General features: G+C 68.0%; 20 protein-coding genes. 14 read left to right on the top strand and 6 right to left on the bottom strand.

Features of this window, described 5'->3' with window-relative positions; translation table 11 throughout:
* Position 1 precedes the first annotated feature (1 nt).
* From nusA to BLQ70_RS14440, 6 genes are all read left to right on the top strand, one after another.
* Positions 2 to 1,594, top strand: coding sequence for a transcription termination factor NusA (gene nusA, locus BLQ70_RS14465; RefSeq protein WP_061971116.1), 1,593 nt, complete (start codon positions 2 to 4; stop codon positions 1,592 to 1,594).
* Positions 1,595 to 1,608: 14 nt separating this feature from the next.
* Positions 1,609 to 2,298 (top strand): RNA-binding protein, encoded by a 690-nt coding sequence (locus BLQ70_RS14460; protein WP_274532900.1) that lies wholly within the window; start codon positions 1,609 to 1,611, stop codon positions 2,296 to 2,298.
* Entirely contained in the window at positions 2,295 to 5,114 is a 2,820-nt protein-coding gene (infB, locus tag BLQ70_RS14455; protein WP_091857652.1) for a translation initiation factor IF-2, read from the top strand. Before BLQ70_RS14460 ends, infB begins: the two co-directional genes overlap by 4 nt.
* A 154-nt stretch (positions 5,115 to 5,268) precedes the next feature.
* Positions 5,269 to 5,727: a 30S ribosome-binding factor RbfA gene (gene rbfA / locus BLQ70_RS14450; RefSeq protein WP_091857650.1), complete on the top strand. Its 459-nt coding sequence runs from the start codon at positions 5,269 to 5,271 to the stop codon at positions 5,725 to 5,727.
* Positions 5,717 to 6,664: a tRNA pseudouridine(55) synthase TruB gene (gene truB / locus BLQ70_RS14445; RefSeq protein ID WP_091857648.1), complete on the top strand. Its 948-nt coding sequence runs from the start codon at positions 5,717 to 5,719 to the stop codon at positions 6,662 to 6,664. The genes rbfA and truB overlap by 11 nt, the downstream gene beginning before the upstream one ends.
* A 6-nt stretch (positions 6,665 to 6,670) precedes the next feature.
* On the top strand, positions 6,671 to 7,132 hold the full coding sequence (locus BLQ70_RS14440; protein WP_061971108.1) for a DUF3592 domain-containing protein: 462 nt from the start codon (positions 6,671 to 6,673) through the stop codon (positions 7,130 to 7,132).
* Positions 7,133 to 7,138: 6 nt separating this feature from the next.
* Here BLQ70_RS14440 and hemA read toward each other — a convergent pair whose 3' ends face one another.
* The 3 genes from hemA to BLQ70_RS14425 form a co-directional block, all read right to left on the bottom strand.
* The gene (gene hemA / locus BLQ70_RS14435; protein ID WP_091857646.1) at positions 7,139 to 8,350 is read right to left on the bottom strand and encodes a 5-aminolevulinate synthase; all 1,212 of its coding nucleotides are present in this window, start codon (positions 8,348 to 8,350) and stop codon (positions 7,139 to 7,141) included.
* An 81-nt stretch (positions 8,351 to 8,431) separates the two neighbouring features.
* Entirely contained in the window at positions 8,432 to 9,691 is a 1,260-nt protein-coding gene (locus BLQ70_RS14430) for an allantoate amidohydrolase (RefSeq protein WP_091857645.1), read from the bottom strand.
* 93 nt (positions 9,692 to 9,784) lie between these two features.
* Positions 9,785 to 10,531 (bottom strand): SDR family NAD(P)-dependent oxidoreductase, encoded by a 747-nt coding sequence (locus tag BLQ70_RS14425; RefSeq protein WP_061971103.1) that lies wholly within the window; start codon positions 10,529 to 10,531, stop codon positions 9,785 to 9,787.
* 412 nt (positions 10,532 to 10,943) lie between these two features.
* Between BLQ70_RS14425 and BLQ70_RS14420 the strand changes: the two genes are divergently transcribed.
* Together BLQ70_RS14420 and BLQ70_RS14415 are read left to right on the top strand one after the other, a co-directional pair.
* Positions 10,944 to 11,750 (top strand): WecB/TagA/CpsF family glycosyltransferase, encoded by an 807-nt coding sequence (locus tag BLQ70_RS14420; RefSeq protein ID WP_082617681.1) that lies wholly within the window; start codon positions 10,944 to 10,946, stop codon positions 11,748 to 11,750.
* A gap of 10 nt (positions 11,751 to 11,760) precedes the next feature.
* The gene (locus BLQ70_RS14415) at positions 11,761 to 12,663 is read left to right on the top strand and encodes a DUF6492 family protein (RefSeq protein WP_091857643.1); all 903 of its coding nucleotides are present in this window, start codon (positions 11,761 to 11,763) and stop codon (positions 12,661 to 12,663) included.
* Here BLQ70_RS14415 and BLQ70_RS14410 read toward each other — a convergent pair.
* Positions 12,655 to 13,893, bottom strand: a complete 1,239-nt coding sequence (locus BLQ70_RS14410) for a lipopolysaccharide biosynthesis protein (protein ID WP_061971100.1) — start codon at positions 13,891 to 13,893, stop codon at positions 12,655 to 12,657. The two genes, BLQ70_RS14415 and BLQ70_RS14410, sit on opposite strands and share 9 nt — an antisense overlap.
* A gap of 111 nt (positions 13,894 to 14,004) precedes the next feature.
* Here BLQ70_RS14410 and BLQ70_RS14405 point away from each other — a divergent pair, with 111 nt between their 5' ends.
* Positions 14,005 to 15,105: an endo-1,4-beta-xylanase gene (locus BLQ70_RS14405; RefSeq protein WP_091857640.1), complete on the top strand. Its 1,101-nt coding sequence runs from the start codon at positions 14,005 to 14,007 to the stop codon at positions 15,103 to 15,105.
* A 111-nt stretch (positions 15,106 to 15,216) separates the two neighbouring features.
* The gene (locus BLQ70_RS14400; RefSeq protein WP_170843417.1) at positions 15,217 to 17,733 is read left to right on the top strand and encodes an exopolysaccharide transport family protein; all 2,517 of its coding nucleotides are present in this window, start codon (positions 15,217 to 15,219) and stop codon (positions 17,731 to 17,733) included.
* A 25-nt stretch (positions 17,734 to 17,758) separates the two neighbouring features.
* Here BLQ70_RS14400 and BLQ70_RS14395 read toward each other — a convergent pair whose 3' ends face one another.
* A complete protein-coding gene (locus tag BLQ70_RS14395) occupies positions 17,759 to 18,808 on the bottom strand; it encodes a glycosyltransferase family 2 protein (protein ID WP_091857834.1) in 1,050 nt (349 codons plus the stop codon).
* A 134-nt stretch (positions 18,809 to 18,942) separates the two neighbouring features.
* Here BLQ70_RS14395 and BLQ70_RS14390 point away from each other — a divergent pair, with 134 nt between their 5' ends.
* The gene (locus BLQ70_RS14390) at positions 18,943 to 20,148 is read left to right on the top strand and encodes a glycosyltransferase (RefSeq protein ID WP_170843416.1); all 1,206 of its coding nucleotides are present in this window, start codon (positions 18,943 to 18,945) and stop codon (positions 20,146 to 20,148) included.
* 57 nt (positions 20,149 to 20,205) lie between these two features.
* On the opposite strand, the gene BLQ70_RS14385 is transcribed toward BLQ70_RS14390, so the two are convergent.
* The gene (locus BLQ70_RS14385) at positions 20,206 to 21,315 is read right to left on the bottom strand and encodes an AbrB family transcriptional regulator (RefSeq protein ID WP_091857635.1); all 1,110 of its coding nucleotides are present in this window, start codon (positions 21,313 to 21,315) and stop codon (positions 20,206 to 20,208) included.
* A gap of 290 nt (positions 21,316 to 21,605) precedes the next feature.
* Here BLQ70_RS14385 and BLQ70_RS14380 point away from each other — a divergent pair, with 290 nt between their 5' ends.
* From BLQ70_RS14380 to BLQ70_RS14370, 3 genes are all read left to right on the top strand, one after another.
* A complete protein-coding gene (locus BLQ70_RS14380) occupies positions 21,606 to 22,688 on the top strand; it encodes a DMT family transporter (protein WP_170843415.1) in 1,083 nt (360 codons plus the stop codon).
* A 109-nt stretch (positions 22,689 to 22,797) separates the two neighbouring features.
* Positions 22,798 to 23,841: a GMP reductase gene (locus tag BLQ70_RS14375; protein ID WP_061971090.1), complete on the top strand. Its 1,044-nt coding sequence runs from the start codon at positions 22,798 to 22,800 to the stop codon at positions 23,839 to 23,841.
* Positions 23,842 to 23,937: 96 nt separating this feature from the next.
* Entirely contained in the window at positions 23,938 to 24,969 is a 1,032-nt protein-coding gene (locus tag BLQ70_RS14370) for an amino acid ABC transporter substrate-binding protein (RefSeq protein ID WP_162766191.1), read from the top strand.
* Positions 24,970 to 25,066 lie beyond the last annotated feature (97 nt).

Below are 25,066 nucleotides of genomic sequence, written 5' to 3'. Positions count from 1 at the left end.
CATGGTCGTCAGCGCCAACAGGCTCGAACTGCTGCAGATCGCCGACGCGGTCGCCCGCGAGAAGTCGATCGACCGCCAGATCGTCGTCGACGCCATGCAGGACGCCATCGCCAAGGCCGCCCGCTCGCGCTACGGCGCCGAGACCGACGTCCATGCCGAGATCAACACCAAGACCGGTGAACTGCGCCTCGCCCGCCATCTCCAGGTTGTCGACCTCGTCGAGAACCCGGCGATCGAGATCACGGTCGACGAGGCCAAGCGCCATAATCCGGCTGCCCAGGCCGGCGACGTCATCGCCGATCCGCTGCCGCCCTTCGATTTCGGCCGCATCGCCGCCCAGTCGGCCAAGCAGGTCATCGTCCAGAAGGTGCGCGAGGCCGAGCGCGATCGCCAGTACGACGAGTACAAGGATCGCATCGGCGAGATCGTCAACGGCGCGGTCAAGCGCGTCGAATACGGCAATGTCTTCGTCGATCTCGGCCGTGGCGAAGCGATCATCCGCCGCGACGAGATGATCCCGCGCGAGACCTTCAAGGTCGGCGACCGGGCCCGGGCCTATGTCTACGACGTGCGCCGCGAGCCGCGTGGCCCCCAGATCTTCCTGTCGCGCACCCATCCGCAGTTCATGGCCAAGCTGTTCGGCCAGGAAGTGCCCGAGATCTATGACGGGATTGTCGAAGTCAAAGCTGTCGCCCGCGACCCTGGCTCGCGCGCCAAGATCGCCGTCATCAGCCGCGATTCCTCGATCGACCCGGTCGGCGCCTGCGTCGGCATGCGCGGCTCGCGCGTGCAGGCCGTCGTCGGCGAATTGCAGGGCGAGAAGATCGACATCATCCCGTGGTCGCCGGATGTTGCGACCTTCGTCGTGAACGCCCTGCAGCCGGCGGAAGTCGCCAAGGTCGTGCTCGACGAGGAAGCCGACAAGATCGAGGTCGTGGTTCCCGACGAGCAGCTCTCGCTAGCCATCGGCCGCCGCGGCCAGAACGTCCGCCTCGCTTCGCAGCTCACCGGCTGGGACATCGACATCCTGACCGAAGCCGAGGAATCGGAGCGCCGCCAGAAGGAATTCGTGCAGCGCACCGACCTGTTCATGAACGCGCTGAACGTCGACGAGACGGTCGGCCAGCTCCTGGCCTCGGAAGGCTTCCGCAATGTCGAGGAGGTCGCCTATGTCGACCTCTCCGAGCTCGCCTCGATCGAGGGCTTCGACGAGGACACCGCCGGCGAGATCCAGAGCCGCGCACAGGAGCATCTCGCCGCGGTCGAGGCCGAGTTCGACGAGAAGCGCCGTGCGCTCGGCGTCGAGGACGCCTTGCGCGAGGTCGAGGGCGTCACCACATCCATGATGGTCGCGCTCGGCGAGAACGACGTGAAGAGCGTCGAGGATCTCGCGGGCTGCGCCACCGACGATCTCGTCGGCTGGACCGAGCGCAAGGATGGCGAGACCACCCGCCACGCCGGCTATCTCGATGGGTTCGACCTGTCGCGCCAGGAGGCGGAAGCGATCATCATGGCCGCGCGTATCCACGCCGGCTGGATCGAGGCGCCGGCCGAGGAGCCTGAGGCGGAAGCCGACGAGGCGGCCGAGGCCTGAGCGGAGCCCGCGTAGTGAAAGCGGCGGCGCAGAAGGAATCGGAACGGAGTTGCGTGGTCACCCGTGCGGTGAAGGCGCCTGACGATCTGATCCGCTTCGTCGCCGGGCCGGACGGCACTTTGGTGCCGGATTTGCGGCGGAAATTGCCCGGACGTGGAGTCTGGGCCAGCCTCAGCCGCAAGACGGTCACCGAGGCGATCAAGCGCAAGGCCTTCGAGCGCTCGCTCAAGGCGAAGGTCGCGGTTCCCGCCGACCTTGCGGAGATGATCGATGCGCTGATGCTGCGCGATGCGCTCCAGGCGCTGTCGATGGCCAACAAGGCGGGGCTCGTGATCGCGGGCTTCGCCAAGGTCGAGGCCCTGATCGGCTCGGGTCGTTGTATCGGCGTCATCGCGGCCAGCGATGGGGCCGATGACGGCAAGCGCAAGATCGGCCAGGCGATCAGGCGGATCGGGGTGGCCCGTGAAGCCGAAGGGCTCAAGGCCCGTGAACTGCCCGTCGTCGCTATTTTCACGGCGGCGGATTTGGAATTGGCGTTGGGGCGGGCACATGTGATACATGCCGCCCTTGCTCCGGGACCAGCGGCCGAGGGCGTCCTCTCCCGCTGGCGTCGGCTCGTCCGCTACCGGACGGACGATGCCGCCGCATCCGACCAGAACGATACCGAAGACACGACCGAACCGGCAGGACCGAACGCGGAATGACCGATACCAAGACCCCGGGCGACAAGACGCTGACCGTCAACCCGCCCAAGACCCTGTCGCTGAAGCGGCCTGTCGAGCAGAGCACTGTTCGCCAGAGCTTCTCGCATGGGCGTACGAAGCAGGTCGTCGTCGAGGTGAAGCGCCGCGCCGCCGGGCACGAGGTCAAGGAGCCGGTTGCGCCGCGTGCGCCCCAGGCCCCGGCTCCCCAGGCGGCCCCGCCCCGCCCGGCCGCTCCGCAGCCGCCCCAGCGCCCGGCCAGCAGCATGCTGCTGCGCACCCTCTCCGATGAGGAGAAGGACGCCCGTCAGCGCGCCCTTTCGGAGGCCCGCAGCAGCGAGGCCGAGGCCCGCCGCATCGCCGAGGACGAGGCGCGCCAGCGTGCCGCCGCCGCCGAACGCGAGCGCCAGGAGCGTGAAGCCGCCGCCGCGCGTCAGCGCCAGGAGGAAGAGCGTCGCCGTCAGGAAGACGACCAGAAGCGCCGGGTCGAAACCGCCGCGCGTCAGCGCGACGACCAGCCCGCCCGTCCGGCTCCGCCGCCGCCGGCCCGTGAGGATGCGCCTGCGTCCCAGGCGCCTGCGCCGCAGCCGACCCAGTATTTCGGCCGTCCGGCTCCCTCCGGTCCGCGCGAGTTCACCTCGCGTCCGCCGATGCGCGATACCGGTGCGCGCCCGCCGCGGCTCGACAGCCGCCCGCCGCGTTCCGATGCGCCGCGCACGCCCCGCATCGACACGACGGCCCCGTCCGAGCCCGCGATCGCCCGGCCGGTGCGCCAGGCGCCTTCGGCCAACACGACCCGCAACCGCTCGGATGATGTCGACGTCAAGGCTGCGTTCCGCCGCCCCGGCCTGAGCGCCGGCGCCGGCCGTGGCCCGGCTCCCGCCGCGCCCAAGACGCCGAAGACCACGAATGACAAGCCGCGCGGCCGTCTGACGCTCTCGACCGCAACCGGGAGCGAGGACGAGCGGACACGTTCGGTCGCCTCGTTCCGCCGGCGCGTGCAGCGCATGACCGGCCATCGGGCTTCCGATGTGCAGAAAGAGCGCGTGATGCGCGAGGTGATCATCCCCGAGACGATCACCATCCAGGAACTCGCGAACCGCATGACGGAACGCGGCGTCGATGTCATCCGCCTGCTGATGAAGCAGGGCGCGATGCACAAGATCACCGACGTGATCGATGCCGACACCGCCCAGCTCATCGCCGAGGAAATGGGCCACACCGTCAAGCGCGTCGCCGAATCCGACGTCGAGGAAGGCCTGTTCGACACGCCGGATACCGACGAGACCCTGGCCTCCCGCCCGGCGGTCGTGACGATCATGGGCCATGTCGACCACGGCAAGACCTCGCTGCTCGACGCGATCCGCAAGACCAAGGTCGTCACCGGCGAAGCCGGCGGCATCACCCAGCATATCGGCGCCTATCAGGTGACGACCCCGCTCGGCACCCAGGTGACCTTCATCGACACCCCCGGCCACGCCGCCTTCACGGCGATGCGCGCCCGTGGCGCCAAGGTGACGGACGTCGTCGTGCTGGTCGTGGCCGCCGATGACGGCGTCATGCCGCAGACGGCCGAGGCGATCCATCATGCCAAGGCGGCCGGTGTGCCGCTGATCGTCGCGATCAACAAGGTCGACAAGGCCGATTCCAACCCGGATCGCGTGCGCGCCGAACTGCTGCAATACGAGATCCAGGTCGAGACGCTCGGCGGCGAGACACTGGAAGTCGAGGTCTCCGCCAAGACCGGCCACAACCTCGACAAGCTGCTGGAAGCGATCTCGCTTCAGGCCGAGCTGCTCGATCTCAAGGCCAATCCCGATCGCGCGGCCGAAGGTACGGTTATCGAGGCCAAGCTCGATCGTGGCCGCGGCCCGGTCGCCACCGTGCTCGTCCAGCGCGGCACGCTGCGCACCGGCGACATCATCGTGGCCGGCGCCGAATGGGGCCGCGTCCGCGCTCTGATCGCCGATACCGGCGCGCAGGTGAAGGAGGCTCCGCCCTCCATGCCGGTCGAGGTTCTCGGCTTCAACGGCACGCCCGAGGCTGGTGACCGCGTCGCGGTCGTCGAGTCCGAGGCCCGTGCCCGCGAGATCACGGATTACCGCGAGCGTCAGCGTCGCGACCGCCTCGCCGCCCGCGGCGCGGCCTCGGGCGCCGGCCGCTCGCTCGCCGAGATGATGCGCGAGCTCAAGGAAGGCGCCGGCCGCAAGGAATTCCCGCTCGTCGTCAAGGGCGACGTGCAGGGTTCCGTCGAGGCCATTGTTGGCGCTCTTGAAAAGGTCGGCAACGAAGAGGTTCGCGCCCGCGTGCTCTCGTCGGGCGTCGGTGCCATCACCGAGTCGGATGTCACGCTCGCCCAGGCTTCGGGCGCGGTGGTCGTCGGCTTCAACGTGCGCGCCCACAAGGAAGCGCGCGAGGCGGCCGACCGGGCCGGCGTCGAGATCCGCTACTACAACATCATCTATAACCTCATGGATGACGTGAAGGACGCGATGTCGGGCCTGCTGGCGCCGACGCTGCGCGAGACCATGCTCGGCAACGCGACGATCCTCGAGATCTTCAACGTCTCGAAGGTCGGCAAGATCGCCGGCTGCCGCGTCACCGACGGCACGATCGAGCGCGGCGCCAATGTCCGCCTGATCCGCGACAACGTCGTGGTTCACGAGGGCAAGCTCGGCCAGCTCAAGCGCTTCAAGGACGATGCCAAGGAAGTCGTGGCCGGCCAGGAATGCGGCATGTCCTTCGAGAACTATCAGGACATGCGTGCCGGCGACGTGATCGAGTGCTATCGCGTCGAAGAGATCAAGCGCAGCCTCTGAAGGCCGCGCTTCCTGAAACAGCGCGTCATGGCCGGGTTGCAAGCCCGGCCATCTCGTGACGAGAAGAGCGTGTCCAGCGCCTTATCTTCCTGAGACGGCGGGCTTTGTCCCGCCGTGACGTTTGATCCGGTCCGATCCCGGAGAAACGAGAACCATGGCAAAACCTGCGAAACCCACCGGTCCTTCCCAGCGGCAGTTGCGCGTCGGCGAACTGATCCGCCACGCTCTCGCCGAGATGCTGGCGCGCGGCGACATCCATGACGATGTGCTGGCAAAGCACGTCATCACCGTGCCGGAGGTGCGCCTCTCGCCGGATCTCAAGCTCGCGACGGCCTACATCATGCCGCTTGGCGGGCAGGATATTAAGCCGGTGCTCAAGGCGCTCGAAGCCAACAAGCGCTATATGCGCGGTGAGATCGCGCATCGCGTGAACCTGAAATACGCGCCGGATATCCGCTTCCGTGCCGATGAGAGCTTCGCCGAGGCCGAGCGCATCGACGCGCTGCTCGATACCGACGAGGTGCGCCGCGATACGCAGGTCGAACGCCTCAGGATCGACCAGGACCACGAAGACCAGGCTCCCGAAGAAGACCGCCGTGACGATGACCACTGAGAATCCATCCGAAACCGTCCCGGACCAAGAAGCCACCCCGGCACCGCGCCCGAAGAAGCGCGACGTCCATGGCTGGGTCATCCTCGACAAGCCGATCGGCATGACCTCGACCCATGCGGTCAGCGTCGTGAAGCGCGCTTTCGGCGCCAAGAAGGCCGGTCATGCCGGCACGCTCGATCCGCTGGCCTCGGGCCTGCTGCCGATCGCATTGGGCGAGGCGACCAAGACCGTTCCCTTCGTCATGGACGGCCGCAAGGCCTACCAGTTCACCGTCGCCTGGGGCTCTCAGACCAATACCGACGATACCGAGGGCAGCGTCATCGCGACCTCGGACAAGCGCCCCGACGAAGCCGCGATCACAGCCCTGCTGCCCCGCTTCACCGGCACGATCCTGCAGACGCCGCCCAAGTTCTCGGCGATCAAGATCGCCGGCGAGCGCGCCTACGATCTCGCTCGCGATGGCGAGGAGGTCGAATTGCAGGCACGGCCTGTTGAGATCGACGCGCTCACCATCGTCAGCCATGACGGCGCCACCACGACCTTCGAGGCCGAATGCGGCAAGGGCACCTATGTCCGCGCCATCGCCCGCGATCTCGGCCTCGCGCTCGGCTGCCTCGGCCATGTCGCGCATCTGCGCCGCACCCGCGTTGGGCCGTTTACGGTCGCTGAGGCCGCCAGCGTCGAGACCCTGCGCGAGAGCCCTGAGAGCGCGCTCTCGGCCCTCCAGCCGGTCAAGGCGGCGCTGACGCTGATTCCCGAGATCGTGCTCCACCGCGACGCCGCCGCTCGCCTCAAGCGCGGCCAGAGCGCCCTGCTGCGGGGCGCTGGCGCCCCGATCGAGCTGGAGGCCGCCTACGCCACCTGCGCGGGCACGCTGGTGTCGACGGGCTCGGTCCAGAACGGCGAGTTCGTCCCCCACCGCGTCTTCAATCTCTGAGGGCGGATGGGCGAAAGCCGCAGGAAGCAGCGATTCGGGGGCCCGGCCCAGGATGGCCGGCTCCTGTTCTGGCGGATCGGCTGCGTTTTCGGCATTGTCGCCGTCATTCTCACGACGGTCTGCTATTTCATCTACAGCCACAACCAGAAGCTGCTGGCGCGTGCCGACCGCGCCGCCGGGACCGTGGTCGAACTGCGGCACGGCGGCGGGGATTCCACCTATCGGCCGGTCGTGAGCTTTCAAACGGCGCAGGGACGGTCCGTCACCTTCGTGACCTCATGGGGCACGAGCCCGCCGGCCTATAGCAGGGGCGACCGGGTGACCGTCCTCTATGACGCTGCGACCCCGGAAAAGGCCGAGATCGAGGGCTTCCTGTCCCTGTGGATGGGAACCCTGATCCTCGGTGGACTGGCGACGGTCTTCGCGCTGCTTTCGGCGGTCCTGATGATCGTGGCGAAGCGGGGCTGAAAAGCCTCAGGCCGCCCGCTTCAGCCCGTCGCGCGCCCAGATTGCACTGAGCGCCGCCACCAGCGTGTCGATATCGGCGTCGGAATGGAACGGCGAGGGCGTAATCCTGAGCCGCTCCGTGCCGCGCGGCACGGTCGGGTAGTTGATCGGCTGGACATAGATGTCGAAACGATCGAGCAATTCGTCGCTGATCGCCTTGCAGGCCTTCGCCTCGCCGACCATCACCGGCACGATATGGCTGGGATTGGCGAGATGCGGGATGCCGGCCCGGTCGAGCTTGCGGCGCAGCGTCGCGACGCGGTCCTGCTGGCGCTCGCGCTCCGCGGAGCTTTCCTTGAGATGCCGGATCGCGGCGATGGCACCGGCCGCCACGGCCGGCGGCAGCGAGCTGGAGAAGATGAAACCGGAAGCGAAGCTGCGGATGAAATCGCAGAGCGCGGCCGAGCCGGTGATATAGCCGCCGATCACGCCATAGGATTTCGCCAGCGTGCCCTGGATCAGGGTGAGCCGGTCGGTCAGGCCCTCGCGCTCCGAAATGCCGCCGCCGCGCGCGCCGTAGAGGCCGACGGCATGGACCTCGTCGATATAGGTCATCGCGCCGAATTCCTCGGCGATGTCGCAGAATTCCCGCACCGGGGCGATGTCGCCATCCATCGAATAGACCGACTCGAAGGCGATCAGCTTCGGCCGGGCGGGATCGAGCGCCGCGAGCTTGCGGCGCAGGTCGGCCGGGTCGTTATGGGCGAAGATATGCTTCTCGGCGCGCGAATGACGGATACCCTCGATCATCGAGGCATGGTTCAGCCCGTCGGTCAGCACGATGCAGCCGGGGATGCGCGCGGCCAGCGTCGAGAGCGAGGCCCAGTTCGAGACATAGCCGGAATTGAAGATCAGCGCGGCTTCCTTGCCGTGCAGGTCGGCGAGCTCGCGCTCCAGCAGGACATGGTAATGGTTGGTGCCGCCGATATTGCGGGTGCCACCGGCGCCGGCGCCACTGCCGTCGAGCGCCTGATGCATCGCGGCGAGCACCTTGGGATGTTGGCCCATGCCGAGATAGTCGTTCGAGCACCAGACGGTGACCTCGCGCGGGCCGCTCTCGCCATGATAGGTCGCGATCGGGAAGCGGCCGGCCTGGCGTTCCAGGTCGGCGAAGACGCGGTAGCGGCCCTCGCCGCGCAATCCGTCGAGTTCACGGCGGAAGAAATTCTCGAAATCCATGGCCAGCCTCCTGCGGCGCGCTTTTCCTAGGCCTTTCGGACGGCCTTCGGAATGGTGCGCGGTGTCGCGGCTGGAATTGTTCTACTTCGCCTGTTCGGCCAGCTCCAGAATCGTTTCGATGAGGACACGGATGGCGATGCCGGCATCGGCCTCGGTCATGTTCTCCAGGGGCGAATGGCTGATGCCCTTTTCATTGCGCACGAAGAGCATGGCGACGGGCGCGACCGCCGCGATCGCCATCGCGTCATGCCCAGCGCCGGACGGCAGCCGCCGGCCGGCGAGGTTGCTGCCGCACCGGGCGATGCCGGCGGCGAGCGCATCCTGCAGCCTCGGCTCCATCGGCACGGCCGCAGCCCTGGCATAGGGGATGATCTCCAGCCCGACACCGCGCCGCTGTGCGATCTCGCCGAAACGTTTGCGGATCTCCGCATCCATCGCCGCAAGGGTCGCATCCTTCGGGGCGCGAAAATCGATGGTGAACTCTGCCGAGCCGGGAACGACATTGGTCGCGCCGGGGTCAGGCCTGAACACGCCGACGGTGCCGACAGCGAGCTCGTGCGCAGCCGCGATCTGCTCGAGTGCCAGCGCCATCTCGGCGGCGGCGGTCAGCGCATCCTTGCGCAGCGCCATCGGCACGGTGCCGGCATGGCCCGCCACGCCGGTGACGCGCACCTGTGCCCGGCTCTGGGCATTGATGGCGGTGACGATGCCGACCGGCTCGTTCTCCGCCTCCAGCACCGGCCCCTGCTCGATATGGACTTCGAGATAGGCCTGGATCGAGCCGGGCTTGCGCGCGAGCGCTGCGATCCCTGCCGGATTGCCGCCGAAGGCGACGAGCGCATCGCCAAGCTTGACCCCTTCGCTGTCGCGCGCTTCCAGCCAGGCCGGATTATAGGCACCCGCCAGCGCTTCCGAGGTCGAGAGATGCGTCGGAAACCTGACATTCTCCTCGTCGCCGAAGCCGACCACCTCGAGCGGGAAGGGCAGGCTGATCCCGGCGTCGCGCAAAGCCTGCGCAGCGAGGATGCCGGCGACGACGCCGAGATTGCCGTCGAAACGTCCGCCATCCTTGACCGTGTCGATATGCGAGCCGATCAGCACGGCAGGCGCGCCCGGCACGGTGCCTTCGCGCCGTCCCTGCACCGAGCCCGCGGCATCGATGAAGGCGCTGAGACCCGCCACCTCCATCGCGCCCTTGACCCACTCCGCCGCCTGCTTGTGCGCAGGCGAGAGGTAGAGCCGCGTCAACTTGCCGGGCTCGTCGCTGAAGCGGTTGAGACCGGCCAGCGCCGCGAAGGCGCGGGCGCCGAGGACGGCGGCGGAGGGGAGCGTCTGCGTCATGCCGCCAAGCTAGATCAGGGTTTCGAAAACCGCGACCGGCAATTTCGCCAAGCAGCTTCTCTCCGGCGGCATGATCCGCCCCCGCTCGTCCCGTCAGTACGTCGCGCGGCCGCCCGAAAGGTCGAACACGCCGGCCGTGGTGAAGCTGTTCTCGGCCGAGGCCAGGAAGGCGACCATGGAGGCCACCTCGTCCGGCAGCAGGAAGCGTCCGCGCGGAATCTTCGCCAGCATATAGCCGATATGCTCCTCGCTCATCTGGTCGAAGATGCGGGTGCGCGCTGCCGCCGGCGTGATGCAGTTCACGGCGATGTCCTTGTCGGCGAGCTCCTTGCCGAGCGACTTCGTCAGCGCGATCACCGCCGCCTTCGAGGCCGAATAGGCGGAGGCATTGGGATTGCCCTCCTTGCCCGCGATCGAGGCGACCAGGACGATGCGCCCGTAATTGCGCTTGACCATGCCGGGGATCACCGAGCGGCAGCAATGCAGCGTGCCGTCGACATTGAGCTTCATGACCTTGGCCCAGTCTTCCAGCGGATATTCCCAGGTCTTGTGGTTGGGTCCGGCGATGCCGGCGCTGGTGACGAGGATGTCGATGCTGCCATGCTGGGCCTCCAGCGCATCGCTCGCCTTCTGGACGGCAGCCGCATCGGTCACGTCCACGCCGACGCCGATGGCGCCATGGCCGATCTCGCTGGCGGCCTTGGCTGCGAGCGCGGCATCCACATCCCAGATCGCGACGGTCGCGCCGCTCTGGGCAAAACGTTCGGCGACGGCGCGGCCGATGCCCTGCGCCCCGCCGGTCACGATGGCGACGCGCTTCTTTAAATCGATTTGGTTCATGCCCAGCCCTCCCGAACGTCTTATGCGAATCACCCTAGCCGGCCGGATTGGCACCAGCCAGAGGGCATCGCCGCTTCGGTGAAATGCGCAGGGCCGCCATGCATTTCGTTAAGGATGATCGCAAAAAAGATTAGAGCCGAGGGTCTTCGCCGCGTGCCGGATCGGGGCAGCCGGGCCGGGCTCTGTTTCGGGGCGGCACGGCACCCGGAGGGGTGCGGCGGCGTGGCCTCGGTTATCGTTCCGGTTCGGTACAAGGCCTTGTTGCTGCAAGAGGATTGCCATTAACGCGCCTTCGCGGATCGCGGGAAGAAGCCGTTCACCTTTCAGCCGGCTTTGCCTTGACCCGAGGCCCGGAACGGCCAAGACATCGTGATGTTCGCAATGGGCGGCCGCGCCCCTGATCGAGAGCACCGTGTCCGCAACCGCCTCCATCACGATCGCTCGCGAAGCCGGAAGCCGGAAGCGGCCGGGCTATGCCAAGCGCGATATCGGCGGGATCGGCATCGCCGTGATGGAGCGTGAGGCGGCGATCGCCGAGGTCACCGACGCGGTGCTGACGGGCGGCCACATGAAGCTCGCCTTCTGCAACGCCAATCTGGTGAATGTCGCGGCCGACAATGCCGCTCTGCAGCGCAGCCTCTCGACCTTCCTCGTGCTGGCAGACGGTATCGGCGTCGATCTCGGCAGCTGGATGCTCTACGGCAAGGCCTTCCCGGCCAATCTCAACGGCACGGATTTCTTCCCCACGCTCTTCGCCCGCTCCGAGCGGCCGATGCGGGTCGCCCTGCTCGGCGGCCGGCCGGGCGTCGCCGACCGCGCGGTCGCCAATCTGGCGCAGCGCTATCCGGCACATCGCTTCAGCGTCGTCTCGCACGGCTATTTCACCGCCGACGAGGAAATCGTGCTTCTCGGCAAGCTGAAGGTCGAGCGTCCGGACCTGCTGCTGGTGGCCATGGGCAATCCGCTGCAGGAGCGCTTCATCGCTGACAAGCTCGGGCCGCAGCATGGCTCGGTCGCGGCCGCCGTCGGGGCGCTGTTCGACTTCTTCGCCGACGAGGTGCCACGTGCGCCCGAGCTGATGCGCCGGATCAGGCTCGAATGGATCTACCGGCTCTGGCTCGAGCCGCGCCGGCTCTGGCGCCGCTACGTTCTCGGAAATCCCGCTTTCCTCCTGCGCATGGCCCGGCAATATGCCGTGGGGGGCCGACGGAGCGGGTGAGTCCAACCAATTGAATGAAACTTTTGCCCTGGCGACGCCGAGCTACAGGGGCGATATCGAGCGTTGCCGGCTGCTCTGCGCCAGCATCGATCGCTTCGTCACCGGCCATGCGGTCCATTATCTTCTGATCGAGGACCGCGACGTCCCGCTGTTTCGGGATCTCGAAGGGCCGCGCCGTCGCATCCTGCCGGAATCGCAATTATTGCCGGGCTGGCTGCAATCGCGGCCCGATCCGCTGAGCTTCGGCACGCGCCGGCTCTGGACCGGGTTTCAGGCGCTGGCGCGCGGCATCCCGCCGCTGCGCGGCTGGCATGCCCAGCAGCTCAGGAAATTCGCGGTCGCAAAAACCTGCGCCGAGGACGTCATCCTCTTTGCCGATTCCGACATGCTGTTCGTGCGGCCCTTCGACCTGACCAGCTTGTCGGATGACGGCGCGATCCGGCTCTATCGCAAGCCGGATGCGATCACCGCCGACATGGCGCGCCACATCCCCTGGTGTAATCATGCCAGCGCTCTGCTCGGGCTCGATGCGCCCTCGTTCCCGAGCCCGGACTACATCAACAATCTGGTGAGCTGGCGCCGCGACCATGTGCTGGCCCTGCTCGACCATGTCGAGAGCGTCAGCGGGCGCGACTGGGTCTCCGCCATCGCTCGCGAGCGGCAGTTCTCGGAATATGTGATCTACGGCTATTTCGTCGAACGCGTGCTCGGGCTCGAGGCCGCCGGCCACTGGCCGGACGCGCGCGAGCTCTGCAAGGTCTACTGGTTCAGCGAGGATGTCGCCGGGATGGATCGGCTCGCCTCCTTCGAGGAGGTTCTGGAACCCTGGCAGGTCGCCATCGGCATCCAGTCCTTCATCGGCGAGCCGCTCGACCGTATCCGCGCCCTGTTCGAGCGGCAGGCCTCAGCGTAGCGGCCTGCGACCCTGCGCCAGCAGCGTGTAGGTGAAGCCAGCCGAGGCGAGATAGACCACGCCGAAGACGAGGTTCATCGAGGCGGCCCAGCTTCCGGCCTCCGGGAACCGCGTCATCACCACCGAGATCAGCCCGGCCTTGATCGCGGTGAGCAGGCACAGCAGCGCGATGCGCGAGCCGGTGCGCTCGCGGGCGTAGAGCAGCTCGGCGTGGTACTCGACGAGATTGCGGAAGGCGGGGACCAGCAGCATCGGCGCGAACAGATAGGCGGCTTCCGAGACGTTGCGGCCGAGCAAATGCGGGAAGGGCTTGAGTGCGATGATGACGGCAACGAGCCCGGCGACCGAGACGAGCGCGATTCCCGCTTCGTAAGCCGCAAGCCGCCTGAAGCCGCCGACGCCGCGCTCCTGCATGATCTTCTGCACCAGCATCTGGTTGAAGCTGCGCACCGGCATGGCGGTGAGGTCGATCACCCGGAGCGCAATGGCATAGAGCCCGGCGGTGCGCTCCCCGGCGAGGCCGAGCACCAGGAGCTTGTCGAGTTCTGACTGGACGTAGAACACGATATCGGCCGCGCCGGCGAAGACGGCGTCCGCCATGCGGCGCGGATAGAGGCTGCGCACGAAGCGCCAGCGTGCCTTCGGCAGGAAGGCGAGGAGCGCAACAGCCGCGCTCGCCATCGTCGCCCCGCAATAGGCGAAGGCCCAGATCTCGAGGCTGGCATGGCCGAAACCGGCGAAGAGCAGCGCCGCGATCGTGCGCAAGCCCGACCCGATGATCACGAGCAGGGCCGCCTGCCGGAAGCGCCTAAGCCCGTTATTGACGATGGCGACGACCTCGACGAGGCGCCAGCCCAATACCTCCGCGACGATGATCGCCGCGAAGGGCAGGAGTGCGAGGCGCTCCGCGAAGAGCAGCAGATAGGCGGCGCCGGCGACCAGCGTGATCAGCGGCAGCGAGAATGCGGACAGGCCCGCGAAGCCGGACAGATAGGCACCGAGCAGGCGCGGCTTGACGGTGGCGACCCGGTAGAGCGGCGAGATGAAGCCGAAGGCCAAGAGCCGCGACAGGATGAGCCCGGTCGAGGACGCCGTGGCGAACAGACCGAATTCGCCGAGGGTCAACGTATTCGCAACGATGAGGAAGTAGACAAGGGAGATCACGAGCCGGCCGGCGGAGCCGCTCAGGATGGTGAGGTAGGCGAAGATGGTGGCGCGATCCGGCAGCATGACCCGTTTCCGCGGCGGCTGGCCCGGCGCGTGCCTCAAGCGTTGCGATGTGACGAATCCCTCTTAGCCCAGAGGCGTTGAACGACCCTAAACGATACGGAAGCGTCCCGATTGACTGAGCAGCAACCCGAAACGGACCGGAATGAGGCGCCGCCGACGCGCCGCGACCTGCTGCGCGGAGCCGCGGCCGGCCTGATCGCGGGCAGCCTGGCAGGAACGGATTCCGCGCTTGCGGCGGCCAGGCCGATCCCGTTCGGTTCTGCGGCGGAGATCGACACCTTCCGCAAGGACGCGCGCTATCGCGAGGCGCTGAAGCGCTATTGCGACGTCATCGTGCCGATGAACGACCTGAAATGGGAGGCGCTGCGGCACGACCGGCCGCGCTTCGATTTCTCCGGTGCCGACGAACTCGTCGCCTTCGCCGAGGCGAACAGGAAGGTGCTGCGCGGCCACACCCTGCTCTGGGGCGAGGCGCTGCCCAACTGGGCCAGGGAGATGACGACGCGGGCCGAGGCCGAGCGCGAGCTCGTCAACCACATCGAGATCGTGGTCGATCGCTACAAGGGGCGGATCGCCACCTGGGACGTGGTCAACGAGGTCATCAAATACGATCCCACCGAGGGCGGCCCCTGGCGCGACACGATCTGGCAGCGCCTGCTCGGGCCGGAGCATGTCGACATCGCCTTCCGCACCGCGGCGCGGGTCGACCCGAAAGCCCGGCTCGTCCTCAACGATTTTCATTTCGAGGAGCCGGTTCCCGGCGCCGCCGCGCGCCGCAAGGTCGCGCTCGATATCTGCCGTCGCCTGAAGGACAAGGGCATCCCGGTGCATGGCGTCGGCATGCAGGCGCATCTCTATGCCGACAAGGGCATCGACGTGGACGGCCTGCAGCGCTTCATGCGCGATCTCGACGAACTCGGCCTCGATGTCGAGATCACCGAGCTCGACGTCATCGACTGGAAGCTGCCGGCCGACGCGGCGAAGCGCGACAAGACCGCCGCCGCCCTGGTCTCGACCTTCCTCGACGCTGTCGTCTCGGCCAAGCGGCCGAAGGCGATCGTCACCTGGGGGCTGACCGACCGCTATTCATGGGTTCACGAAACTTTCCCGCGCAAGGACAGCGCCCGCGCCCGGCCCCTGCCGCTTGATGCCGATTACCGGCAAAAGCCGATGATGGCCGTGCTCGAACGCTACCGGCGTGGCACAGTGTGATGCGGGACAGTGAAGCGTAGCGTCATGTTCACAACCGAGCCGGCAGCGAGCGAAGCACAGGACAGGCAGGATCGCCACGGGCAAGACCGCCGCGAGCGGCCGGCTCCTGCCATGCCTGCCCAGCTTGCCCGTCTCGCCGATCCCGTCTGGATTATCGGGACGCTCTGGGCGCGGCGCGGGCTGATCCTGCTGATGGCCGTGCTCGGTCTTGTCCTGGCGATCCTCGCCGGGCTGCTGATGACGCCGAAATACGTCTCGACCGCGCAGCTCTTCATCGATCCGCGCGATCTGCGCGTGCTCCAGAACGACGTCTCGCCCAACACCGTCGGCAGCGACCCGACCTCGATCACCGGCTATCTCGAAAGCCAGGCGCGGGTGATCGCCTCTGACAGCATCAAGTCGCGGGTTGTCGAGCGTCTCGGCCTCGACCGCGATCCCGATTTCGGCGGAGCCTCGGCCGGCTTCCTCTCCCGCCTGATGGGCGCCGACACCGGCCCGTCGCCGAAAGCGACGCTCTATGCGCTGGCGGCGCTGGACCGCACGGTCGGCGTCCGGCGCGGCGAGCGCACCTTCGTCATCGACATCTCCGCGACGGCACAGGACCCGGACAAGGCGGCGAAGATCGCGAATGCGCTGGCCGAGGCCTATCTGGACGATCAGGCCGCGGTCCGGTCCGAGGCGGCGCAGCGCGCGACCACGGCCCTGACCGGGCGGCTGGAGGAACTGCGCAACCGTCTGCGCATCGCCGAGGAAAAGGCGGAAAAATACAAGGAAGCCAACAACATCGTCGGCGTCGGCACCCGCTCGCTGAGTGAGGAGCAGTTGTCGCTCAACAACACGCAGCTCGTCGCGGCCCGGACCCGCGCGACCGAGGCCAAGGCCAAATACGACCAGATCACGGCGACGCGTGCCACCAACATCGAGGCCGGCGCGATTCCCGAAGCCGTCGCCTCCAACACGATGACCGCGCTGCGTGCCCAGCTCGGTGCGGCGCTGGCGCGCGAGGCGGATCTCGTCTCCTCGCTCGGCGCACGTCACCCGGCACTGGCCGCGTCGCAGTCGCAGGTGCGCGATGCCCGCCGCCAGATCGCCGACGAACTCTCCCGCATCGCGCGCGCCGCCAAGGCGGAATATGACCGCGCGGTCGAGGCCGAGCGCCAGCTCGCCCGCCGCGTCGACCAGCTCACGGCCGGGCAATACGCTGCCGGCCGCGCCTCCGTGCAGTTGCGCGAGCTCGAACGCGAGGTCGAATCCTCGCGCGCCATCTATGACGCCTTCCTCAAGCGTGCCCGCGAGACCGGTGAGCTCGGCGGCATCGATACCACCAATGCCCGCATCATCAGCCCGGCCATGCCGCCGCTCGAAAAGAGCGGCATGAGCCGGCGGACGCTCGCCATGCTCGGCGCCTTCGGCGGCGGCGGCGCAGGCGCCATGCTGGCGCTGGGCCTCGCCCTGTTCGCCGTGCCGCGACCTCCGGCCAGCCGAGAAACCCGCCCCCGCAAGCCGTTCTGGCGCCGTGCGCCGCGTCCCGTCGCGGCGGAGGCGGTTGCGGAGGAGCGGCCGATATCCGCGCCTCCCGCGCCCGCGGTTCCTCCCTCCGCTCCGCCGCCAAGCAAGCCGTTCTGGCGTCGCGCCCCGCGCGCCGTCGCCGCCGAAGCGGCCGAGGACGCGCGGCCAGCACCCAGGCCTGCCTCACCAGCCGCTGCCTCGCCCCAGCCCGCGGCAATGCGGCCGGAGCCACCGTCGCCGGCGGCTTCCACGGGGCTGGGGCCGGCGGGCTGGCGGCGTCTCATGGCGATTCAGGGCGGGCAGGCGGAGCACGCCGCGCGCCAACCCGCGCCGGCGGCCGAACCGGTTCCCGAGCCGATACGCCGCTCCGTTCCCGCGAGGGTGCTCGAGGCAGCTCCCGAACCTGCCTCCCAGCCCGCTGCCCTGCCGACGCTGGGCACCATCCCATCCGTGCGCAACCGCCGCTGGCGGCGTGGCGTGGCGGAGGCGCGCTCGGTCTTCCAGGGACAGGCGCATCTGGTCGATGTCATCGACAAGCCGCAAGGCAGCTTCGCCGAGGCCGTCTCGGCCATTCGCCTCGCGCTGGCCGGCGCAGCGGGGGGCGAGCAGCGCCGCCGCGTCCTTGTTCTCGGCGTCGAACCGCAGGCGGGGGCGACCACGCTCGCCCTTAATCTCGCGCTGGATGCGGCCGGGTCCGGTCTGCCGGCGCTGCTCGTCGATGCCGGCGACGGCGCTCATGGCCTGACCCCGATTTTTGCCGCCGATGCGCCGCTTGGGCTCGGCGACGTGCTGGCCGGGCGTGCGGCCCTGGCGCGCGCGATCCTCAAGGACGAAGGCACCGGCCTGACCTTCCTGCCGTTGGCCGGAAACCCGCCGCCGGCAGGGCAGGGCTCGCTGCGGACAGGGCCGTTCGCGGCGGCGCATCGTTTCGGGCCGATGATCGTCGATGGCGGCAGCCTGCCGATCGCGGGGCTGATCGGGCGCTTTGCCGAGGCGGTCGACGATATCGTGCTGGTCGCGCGCGACGCTGGCTCCGCCAAGGCAGTGGCAGAAGGCTGGCAGAAGGCGCTCGGGCCCCACGCGAACAAGCTGCGCGGCCTCGTGATCAACGCGGCCTGAACCGTCTGCTGCGGCGAAAGCCGGGTCAGTTCTTCTCGGGCTTGCGGTACTGTTCGTTGGCGACGCCGAATTCCGACATCAACCGGCCGATCGCGACCTGCGCATGGTAGAGCCCGATCAGCCCCGAACCGGTGCGGATTCCGAGCGCGAGCCCGCGCGGGACGGCCGCGGCGAGCAGGGCCAGCGATTTCGCCAGCACCCGCAGCCTGCCGGCGGTTCCAGGATTCTGCCGCCGCTCGATGGCCGCCGAGATCGCGCCATTGCGCAGGCCACGCGCATGGATCCAGCCGAATTCGCTGCGCCGTGCCGGCATGGTCTCGCGCTGCGCCGCCTCCTGCACCCACCAGAAGCGGAAGCCGGCGGCCTTGGCGCGGGTGAAGAAATCGGTGTCGCCGCCGCCGGTGAAATCGAAGCTTTCGTCGAGGAAGGGGAAGCCGAGCCTTTCGAGCACGCTGCGCCGGATCAGGTAATTGGCGCTGGAATAGAGCATCGGCACGGGGCCTGAACTGCCGTAATGCGACCGGAACACCGGATGCGCCGACAACCAGGCGCGCGAGGCGTCAGTGAAGACCGGCGTGACCGAGCCGCCGAACAGCTCTGCCGGTGCGGTCCGGGCCGCCGTGACGAAGGCATCGAGCCAGCCCGGCTCCGCCTCCTCGTCGTCATCGATGCCGAGGATCTGTTCCAGGGCCGGGAAGCGCGTCAGGGCGCAGCGCCAGGCGGCGTTATAGGCCTTGCAGTTACCCTGGCGCGGCTCGACGAGAACGAAGCCCTTGAACAGCCCCGCCGCGAGCAGGGCACTGGCGCGGGCCGCTCCGGCGCGCTCGATGCCCTCGTTCTCGACCACGATCACCGCGAAATCATGTCCGCCCTTTTGGCTGGCGAGCGAGCGCAATGTCGCTTCCAGCATGTCCGGACGCTTGAAGGTCGGGACGCAGACGACGCTCGTCACGCCCGCCAGCGCTTCTGGCGCCGAACCGGCCACAACCGCGAAGCTTTCGGGCGTGCCGAAGACCGGCCCGGCGGGGTGGTCCGGCCCGCCTCCCGGCGTGCTCTGGGCTGTCTGGCTGGCCATGGTCATCGGCCCGCAAGCTAGGCTGCGGCAGCTTAAGGTTCGGTGTCCGCCTTCGTCGAAAGAGCGGCCGATCCCGCCAACTCCTATTGATCATAGCCGACGGCGCAGCTTGACCTGCCCGGCCAATGAGACGAGTGGAGTTACCACCTGTCGACGAGCTTTCCGCCTTGCGTCTTGCTTTCCTGACCTCGCTCATTCCCGTCGCCCGGCCGGATACCGGCTTCGAGATCGCCAATGCGGCGATCCTCTCGGCGTTGCGCGCGGCCGGGCACGAGGTCACGGCGATCGGCTTCCTGCGCCCCGGCGAGGTTCCGGCCGAGCCGGAGCAGGCGGTCGTGGTCGCCGAGGCCGATATCGAGAACGCCGCGGTGCCCACCGCCCAGAAGCTGCGCTGGCTGACGGCCGCCGTACGGCTCGGCTTGCCGGTTGCCTGCGCGAAGCTCAGGCTCGCCGGAGAGGGCCGCCTCGTCGAGACCGTCCGGGCTCACGGGCCTTTCGACGCGCTGATCCTGAATTCCGTCATGTTGCCGGGTGCTTTTCCGGAGTTGCTGCGGCTCGCGCCCTGCATCCTCGTCGAGCACAATGTCGAGCATGTTTCGGCCGGCCAGAACGCAGATCATGCCGAAAGCCTGCTGTTGCGCCGGCTCTACCGGCGCGAGGCGCGCCTGCTGGAGCGGCTGGAGCGACGGCTCTGGGACGAGGCGCGCTTCATCTGGACGCTGGCCGAGGAGGACCGGCAGGCGCTCGGCCCCACCTATCGGGAGAAATCCTGCGCCCTGCCGCTGGTCTCCTCCCATGGGCCGGCCGCAGCTGCACCCGGCGATCTCGGCGAGGCCCCGGCCTTCGATGTCGGCCTGATCGGCACCTGGACCTGGGGCTCGAACCTGATCGGCCTGGAATGGTTCCTCCAGGAGGTCTGCCCGCTCCTGCCGGACGACATCCGCATCGCTGTCGCCGGCCGGGTGCCGCCCGAATTGCGGACGCCGTTGAACGTGACGCTCGTCGGGCGCGTGCCCTCGGCCGAGCATTTCCTGCGCTCCTGCCGGCTGATAGCCCTGTCGAGCCGAGCCGGGACCGGCGTGCAGCTCAAGACGATCGAGGCGATGCAGTTCGGCCTGCCGGCGGTCGCGACCGCTCTGTCCTGTCGCGGCTTCACGACGCTGCCGGCCAACTTCACCTCTGCCGATACGGCGGCGGATTTTGCCCGGGCGGTGACGGAGCGCGTCGCCGCGATCCGTGCCGGCGATCGGCAGCGCATCGATGGCGCCGCCTTCATGGAGGGGCAGCGTCTGGCGCTGGCGGACGGGCTCGCGCGCGGGCTTGCCGTCGCCGTGGCGTAGATCATCGCGCGTCCGATAGGACGCGGTAACGATGATCTATCCGATGCTAAGGGGCGGCTATTCCGCTGCGGCCTTGCGGTCCCGGCGGCCGATCAGGCCGAAGATCGGCCCGGCCGAGACCATCACCAGGAAGACGCGGATGATGTGATGGGCCGCAACGAAGGCGACTTCGGTATGGAGCGCCAGCGCGATCAGGCTCATCTCGGCGAGGCCACCGGGCGAATAGGCCAGGATCAGCGGGACATGGCCGTGCACGGACATCAGCGCGACGAGCCAGGCGAAGCCCAGCGTCAGCGCCAGCAGGATCATGGTCGAGCCGACCGAGAGCAGCAGCACGCGCAGGATGATGCGCGGTGCCGTGCCGACGAAGCGGCAGCCGATCGTCACGCCCAGAACGAGCTGCGCCGCATTGACGATCTCCGACGGCGGCATCGCGGCGCTCAGGCCGGTGACGTGCACAATCGCGCTGACCAGCATCGGGCCGAGCAGATATTTCGCCGGCATCCGGAGCCAGTGGCCGACGATGACGCCGGCGATGCCGCAGCCGATCAGCCAGAGTTCGGAACCGAGCGGCGTCTGCGTGATGGAAGGGCCGGCGACGCGCCCGCCGCTCAGCGTCACCCCGCCGATCCACTGCACGATGAAGGGCAGCGTCATCACCACGAGCAGGATGCGGGCCGAATGGATCAGCGCGATGATGCGGGCATCGCCGCCCTTTTCTTCGCCGACGGTGACCATCTCGATCAGGCCGCCGGGCATGCCCGAGAAGAAGGCGGTGACCGGGTCGAACCCGGCGACGCGGCGGAAATAACTGACGCAGCAGAGCCCGCAGGCGACCATGAACAGCACGAGCCCGGCGAGCGTCGGCAGCCAGTTCGGCATCTGCGAGACCACCTCCGGCTTGAACGAGGCGCCGAGCATCACCCCGATCACCGCCGTCATCGGCGGGCGGATCACCGCTGGCGCGGCGACCGGCAGGTTGACCAGCGCGGTGACGGTGCAGAACACCATCGAGCCCAGCATCCAGGGCAGGGGCAGCTTGGCCTGCACGAAAAGCCAGCCGCCGAGCCCGCCGAGCGCGAGCGCCAGCGCGAAACGGCGATAGGGGAAGCGGTTGGGGGCGAACGCCTTGAGGCCGTCCAGGAAATCGTCGAACACGGCCTTCATCGGCCGATGCCGCCGTGCCGGATCGGCCGGTCGGTTTCCAGGGCCGCCCGGAGGCGGGAAGAGAGGCGGTCTCGAAGCGTCAAGCGGCAGGTCCCTTTGAGGTTCCTCCTAGAGCCTGTTCGCCGCCTTGCACAGTCCGCGCCGGGTATGTCGCCCCTGCGCGTCGCGCGGCCGGAACAACGCGGCCATGTCGCATTGTCATTGGCCGAATTGCCGCGTTTCCTCAATGATTTGCGGCAAGGGATGAAATGCCGCGCCGGCCATCGGCCGCCGACCACTGGTTGAGGGTGATGAGCGAGGAACGGCAGTCCGGCCGGCAGGGTCGGCCGGGGTTCGAGGGCGATGCCCCCTGGCACGAGCCGGCCGCGTCCGCGCCTCCGGCGCCCGGGTCTTCCGCCTCCGTTCCGATCGTCGAGACCGAGCCATCGGGTGGCGCGAAGGCAGGCCGGTTCGGCTGGCTGGAAACCCGCAGGCAGCGCCTGCGCTACTGGTGGCGCGGCGCGAGCCCGAATCTGCGCGGTTCGGTCTTCATGCTCGCCGCCTTGCTTGTCTATGCGGTGATGGTCGCCGGCATCAAGCATGTCGGACAGGCCATCCCGCTCGCGCAGATCCTGCTGATCCGGCAGGTGATCATGACGGCGATCCTGCTGCTCTTCGCCGCCGGCAGTCTGCGGCGGGCGCTCCATACCGACCGGCTCGGCCTGCAGGTCTTCCGCAGCGTGGTCACGCTCCTGTCCATGCTGTGCGGCTTCACGGCGGTCGTCAAAATCCCGCTTGCCCAGGCGACCGCCATCGGTTTCAGCCAGGTGCTGTTCGTCACCATCGCGGCGGTCCTCGTCCTCAAGGAGGTCGTCGATATCAGGCGCTGGACGGCGACGGCGATCGGGTTCGTCGGCGTGCTGATCATGCTGCGGCCGAGCTCGGAGGGGCTGGACATCTATGCGATGCTCGCTGTCGCCGGTGCGATCTGCGGCGCCGCCATCACGGTCAGCGTCCGCAAGCTCGCCGCGAGCGAGCGCACCGATACGATCCTGCTCTATCAGGGCATCGTGCTGATCGTGCTGCTGGCGGTACCGACCTGGGCGTGGTGGCAGATGCCGACGCCCAATCAATGGTTCTGGCTGATCACGCTCAGCGTCTTCGGCACCGCCGGGCAATGGCTGATCACCCGCGCCTATCAGGTCGGCGAGGCGGCGGCGCTGGCGCCGCTCGATTTCAGCCGTCTGCTGCTGGCGAGCTTCACCGGCTTCGTCTTCTTTGCCGAGATTCCGGCGCTCACCACCTGGCTCGGCGCTGCTATCGTCATCGGCGCGACGCTCTATACGATCCGCAAGAACGCCCGCACGACGGCACCGCCGCCAGCCGCGGCCTGAGCGTCGGGATTGCGCCGCTCCCGCCCCAGGGGCTATGAATCGGCGCACGCCTCTCCGCGTGCGGCCGCCGGGCCCTGGCCCCGCGACAGCGAGATCCAGAGGCCCGATCATGCGCATCGAAAACGATCCGAAGCTCGATTTCCGCGACGTGCTGATCCGCCCGAAGCGCTCGACGCTGGGCAGCCGCGCCGAGGTCGATGTCGAGCGCTCGTTCCGCTTCGCCCATACCGGCAAGGAGTGGAAGGGTTTTCCGCTGATCGCCGCCAACATGGACGTCGTCGGCACCATGGCGATGGCCCGTGCGCTCCTGAAGCACGGCGCCATGGTCGCCCTGCACAAGCATTACAGCGCCGAGGAGCTGATCGCCTTCTTCCGCGAGCCGGGCTCGGCCAACGCCTTCTATTCGCTAGGCACGACCGATTCCGACCATGACAAGCTCAAGGCCGTCCACGCCCGCTCGCCGATCACCAAGATCTGCCTGGACGTCGCCAACGGCTACACCGAAAAATTCGTCGACACGGTCAAGGCGACGCGCGCAGACTTCCCGGATGCGGCGATCATGGCCGGCAATGTCGTCACCGGCGACATGACCGAGGCGCTGATCCTCGCCGGGGCCGATATCGTCAAGGTCGGCATCGGGCCGGGCTCGGTCTGCACCACCCGCAAGATGACCGGCGTCGGCTATCCCCAGCTCTCCGCCATCATCGAATGCGCGGACGCGGCCCATGGCCTGAAGGGCTTCGTCTGCGGCGATGGCGGGCTGACCGTGCCCGGCGATGTCGCCAAGGCCTATGGCGGCGGCTCCGATTTCGTGATGATGGGCGGCATGCTCGCCGGCCATGACGAATGCGAGGGCGAGATCCGCTACGAGGAGCGCGACGGCGAGACGGTGCCGGTCGCGATGACCTTCTACGGCATGTCCTCGGACACGGCGATGAACAAGTATTCCGGTGGCGTCGCCAAGTACCGGGCCTCCGAGGGCAAGACCGTCGAGGTGCCCTATCGCGGCCCGGTCGAGGGCACGATGCAGGAACTGATGGGCGGCGTGCGCTCGGCGATGACCTATATCGGCGCGGTGCGCCTGAAGGAGATGTCGAAGCGCACGACCTTCATCATGGTCGGCAGCCAGCTCAACACGATCTTCGGCAACTGACGCGGATTGGCATTTCCGCCGCTACCGCTTTCCTTGCTCCTGTTGCATAGTCGCTTTGCAACACAGAAGGCTGCTGACGGCCTCGGGGAGACGGATATGACGATCAGAATCTTGGGAGCGGCGTTTTTGCTGGCCGCGGGAACTTCGATGGCGCAGGCGCAGCAGCTCGCGCCGAGCCCGACGCTGGACGCCGTCAAGGCGCGCGGCAATCTCGAATGCGGCGTGCATCTCGGCCTGCCCGGCTTCTCCTTCGCCAATGACAAGGGCGAGTGGAGCGGGCTCGATGTCGATTACTGCAAGGCGCTGGCCGCGGCCGTGCTCGGCGATGCCAGCAAGGTGAAATACACCCCGACCTCGGTGCAGCAGCGCTGGCCGATCCTGCAATCGGGCCAGGTCGATGTGCTCGCGCGCAACTCGACCATCACCTTCTCGCGCAACGCGACGCTCGGCCTCAACTTCCAGGGCATCAATTTCTACGAGGGCCAGACCTTCATCGTCCGCAAATCGGCCAATGCCAAGACGGCCGCCGATCTCGACGGTGCCTCGGTCTGCGTCGCCGCCGGCTCGACCGAGGAGAAGAACGCCGCCGACTGGTTCCGCGAGCGCAACCTCAAGACCACCATCACCAATTTCCAGAAGAACGACGACGCCATCGCCGCCTATGACGCGGGCCGCTGCGACGCCTATACCGCCGGCGTCGGCGCGCTCGCCGGCCAGCGCGCCAAGCTCAAGAACCCCGAGGAGCACATCATCCTGACCCAGCCGATCTCGAACGATCCGCAGGGGCCGGTGACGCGCTGGGGCGACGAGCGCTGGCAGCTCATCGTGCGCTGGGTGCTGAACGGCACCATCGCGGCGGAGGCGCTCGGCGTCACCTCCAAGAACGTCGACGAGATGAAGGCGAACTCCAAGAATTCGGAAGTCCGCCGCCTGCTCGGCGCCGAAGGTGGCTTCGGTGCGATGATGGGGCTCTCGAACGACTGGATGTACAACGTCATCAAGCAGGTCGGTAATTACGGCGAGAGCTATGAGCGCACCGTCGGCATGGGCTCGAACCTGAAGATGGAGCGCGGCCAGAACCAGCTCTGGACCAAGGGCGGCCTGCTCTTCACCCCGCCCTTCCAGTGAGAATAGTGAAGGCTCGTCATGGCCGGGCTTGACCCGGCCATCTCGGAATTCAGCCCAAGCGTCACGAGATTCCCGGGTCAAGCCCGGGAATGACGTC

This window comes from Allobosea robiniae (assembly GCF_900102525.1).
Classification (GTDB): domain Bacteria; phylum Pseudomonadota; class Alphaproteobacteria; order Rhizobiales; family Beijerinckiaceae; genus Allobosea; species Allobosea robiniae.
This window is presented reverse-complemented; position numbering and strand designations above follow the sequence as displayed.

What these genes read in the sequence shown, in the direction of transcription:
- nusA (WP_061971116.1), top strand. Translation starts at nt 2, where the DNA reads ATGGTCGTCAGCGCCAACAGGCTCGAACTGCTGCAGATCGCCGACGCG.
- infB (WP_091857652.1), top strand. Translation starts at nt 2,295, where the DNA reads ATGACCGATACCAAGACCCCGGGCGACAAGACGCTGACCGTCAACCCG.
- rbfA (WP_091857650.1), top strand. Translation starts at nt 5,269, where the DNA reads ATGGCAAAACCTGCGAAACCCACCGGTCCTTCCCAGCGGCAGTTGCGC.
- truB (WP_091857648.1), top strand. Translation starts at nt 5,717, where the DNA reads ATGACCACTGAGAATCCATCCGAAACCGTCCCGGACCAAGAAGCCACC.
- BLQ70_RS14440 (WP_061971108.1), top strand. Translation starts at nt 6,671, where the DNA reads ATGGGCGAAAGCCGCAGGAAGCAGCGATTCGGGGGCCCGGCCCAGGAT.
- hemA (WP_091857646.1), bottom strand. Translation starts at nt 8,350, where the DNA reads ATGGATTTCGAGAATTTCTTCCGCCGTGAACTCGACGGATTGCGCGGC.
- BLQ70_RS14430 (WP_091857645.1), bottom strand. Translation starts at nt 9,691, where the DNA reads ATGACGCAGACGCTCCCCTCCGCCGCCGTCCTCGGCGCCCGCGCCTTC.
- BLQ70_RS14425 (WP_061971103.1), bottom strand. Translation starts at nt 10,531, where the DNA reads ATGAACCAAATCGATTTAAAGAAGCGCGTCGCCATCGTGACCGGCGGG.
- BLQ70_RS14410 (WP_061971100.1), bottom strand. Translation starts at nt 13,893, where the DNA reads ATGCTGCCGGATCGCGCCACCATCTTCGCCTACCTCACCATCCTGAGC.
- BLQ70_RS14400 (WP_170843417.1), top strand. Translation starts at nt 15,217, where the DNA reads ATGCCTGCCCAGCTTGCCCGTCTCGCCGATCCCGTCTGGATTATCGGG.
- BLQ70_RS14395 (WP_091857834.1), bottom strand. Translation starts at nt 18,808, where the DNA reads ATGGCCAGCCAGACAGCCCAGAGCACGCCGGGAGGCGGGCCGGACCAC.
- BLQ70_RS14385 (WP_091857635.1), bottom strand. Translation starts at nt 21,315, where the DNA reads ATGAAGGCCGTGTTCGACGATTTCCTGGACGGCCTCAAGGCGTTCGCC.
- BLQ70_RS14380 (WP_170843415.1), top strand. Translation starts at nt 21,606, where the DNA reads ATGAGCGAGGAACGGCAGTCCGGCCGGCAGGGTCGGCCGGGGTTCGAG.
- BLQ70_RS14375 (WP_061971090.1), top strand. Translation starts at nt 22,798, where the DNA reads ATGCGCATCGAAAACGATCCGAAGCTCGATTTCCGCGACGTGCTGATC.
- BLQ70_RS14370 (WP_162766191.1), top strand. Translation starts at nt 23,938, where the DNA reads ATGACGATCAGAATCTTGGGAGCGGCGTTTTTGCTGGCCGCGGGAACT.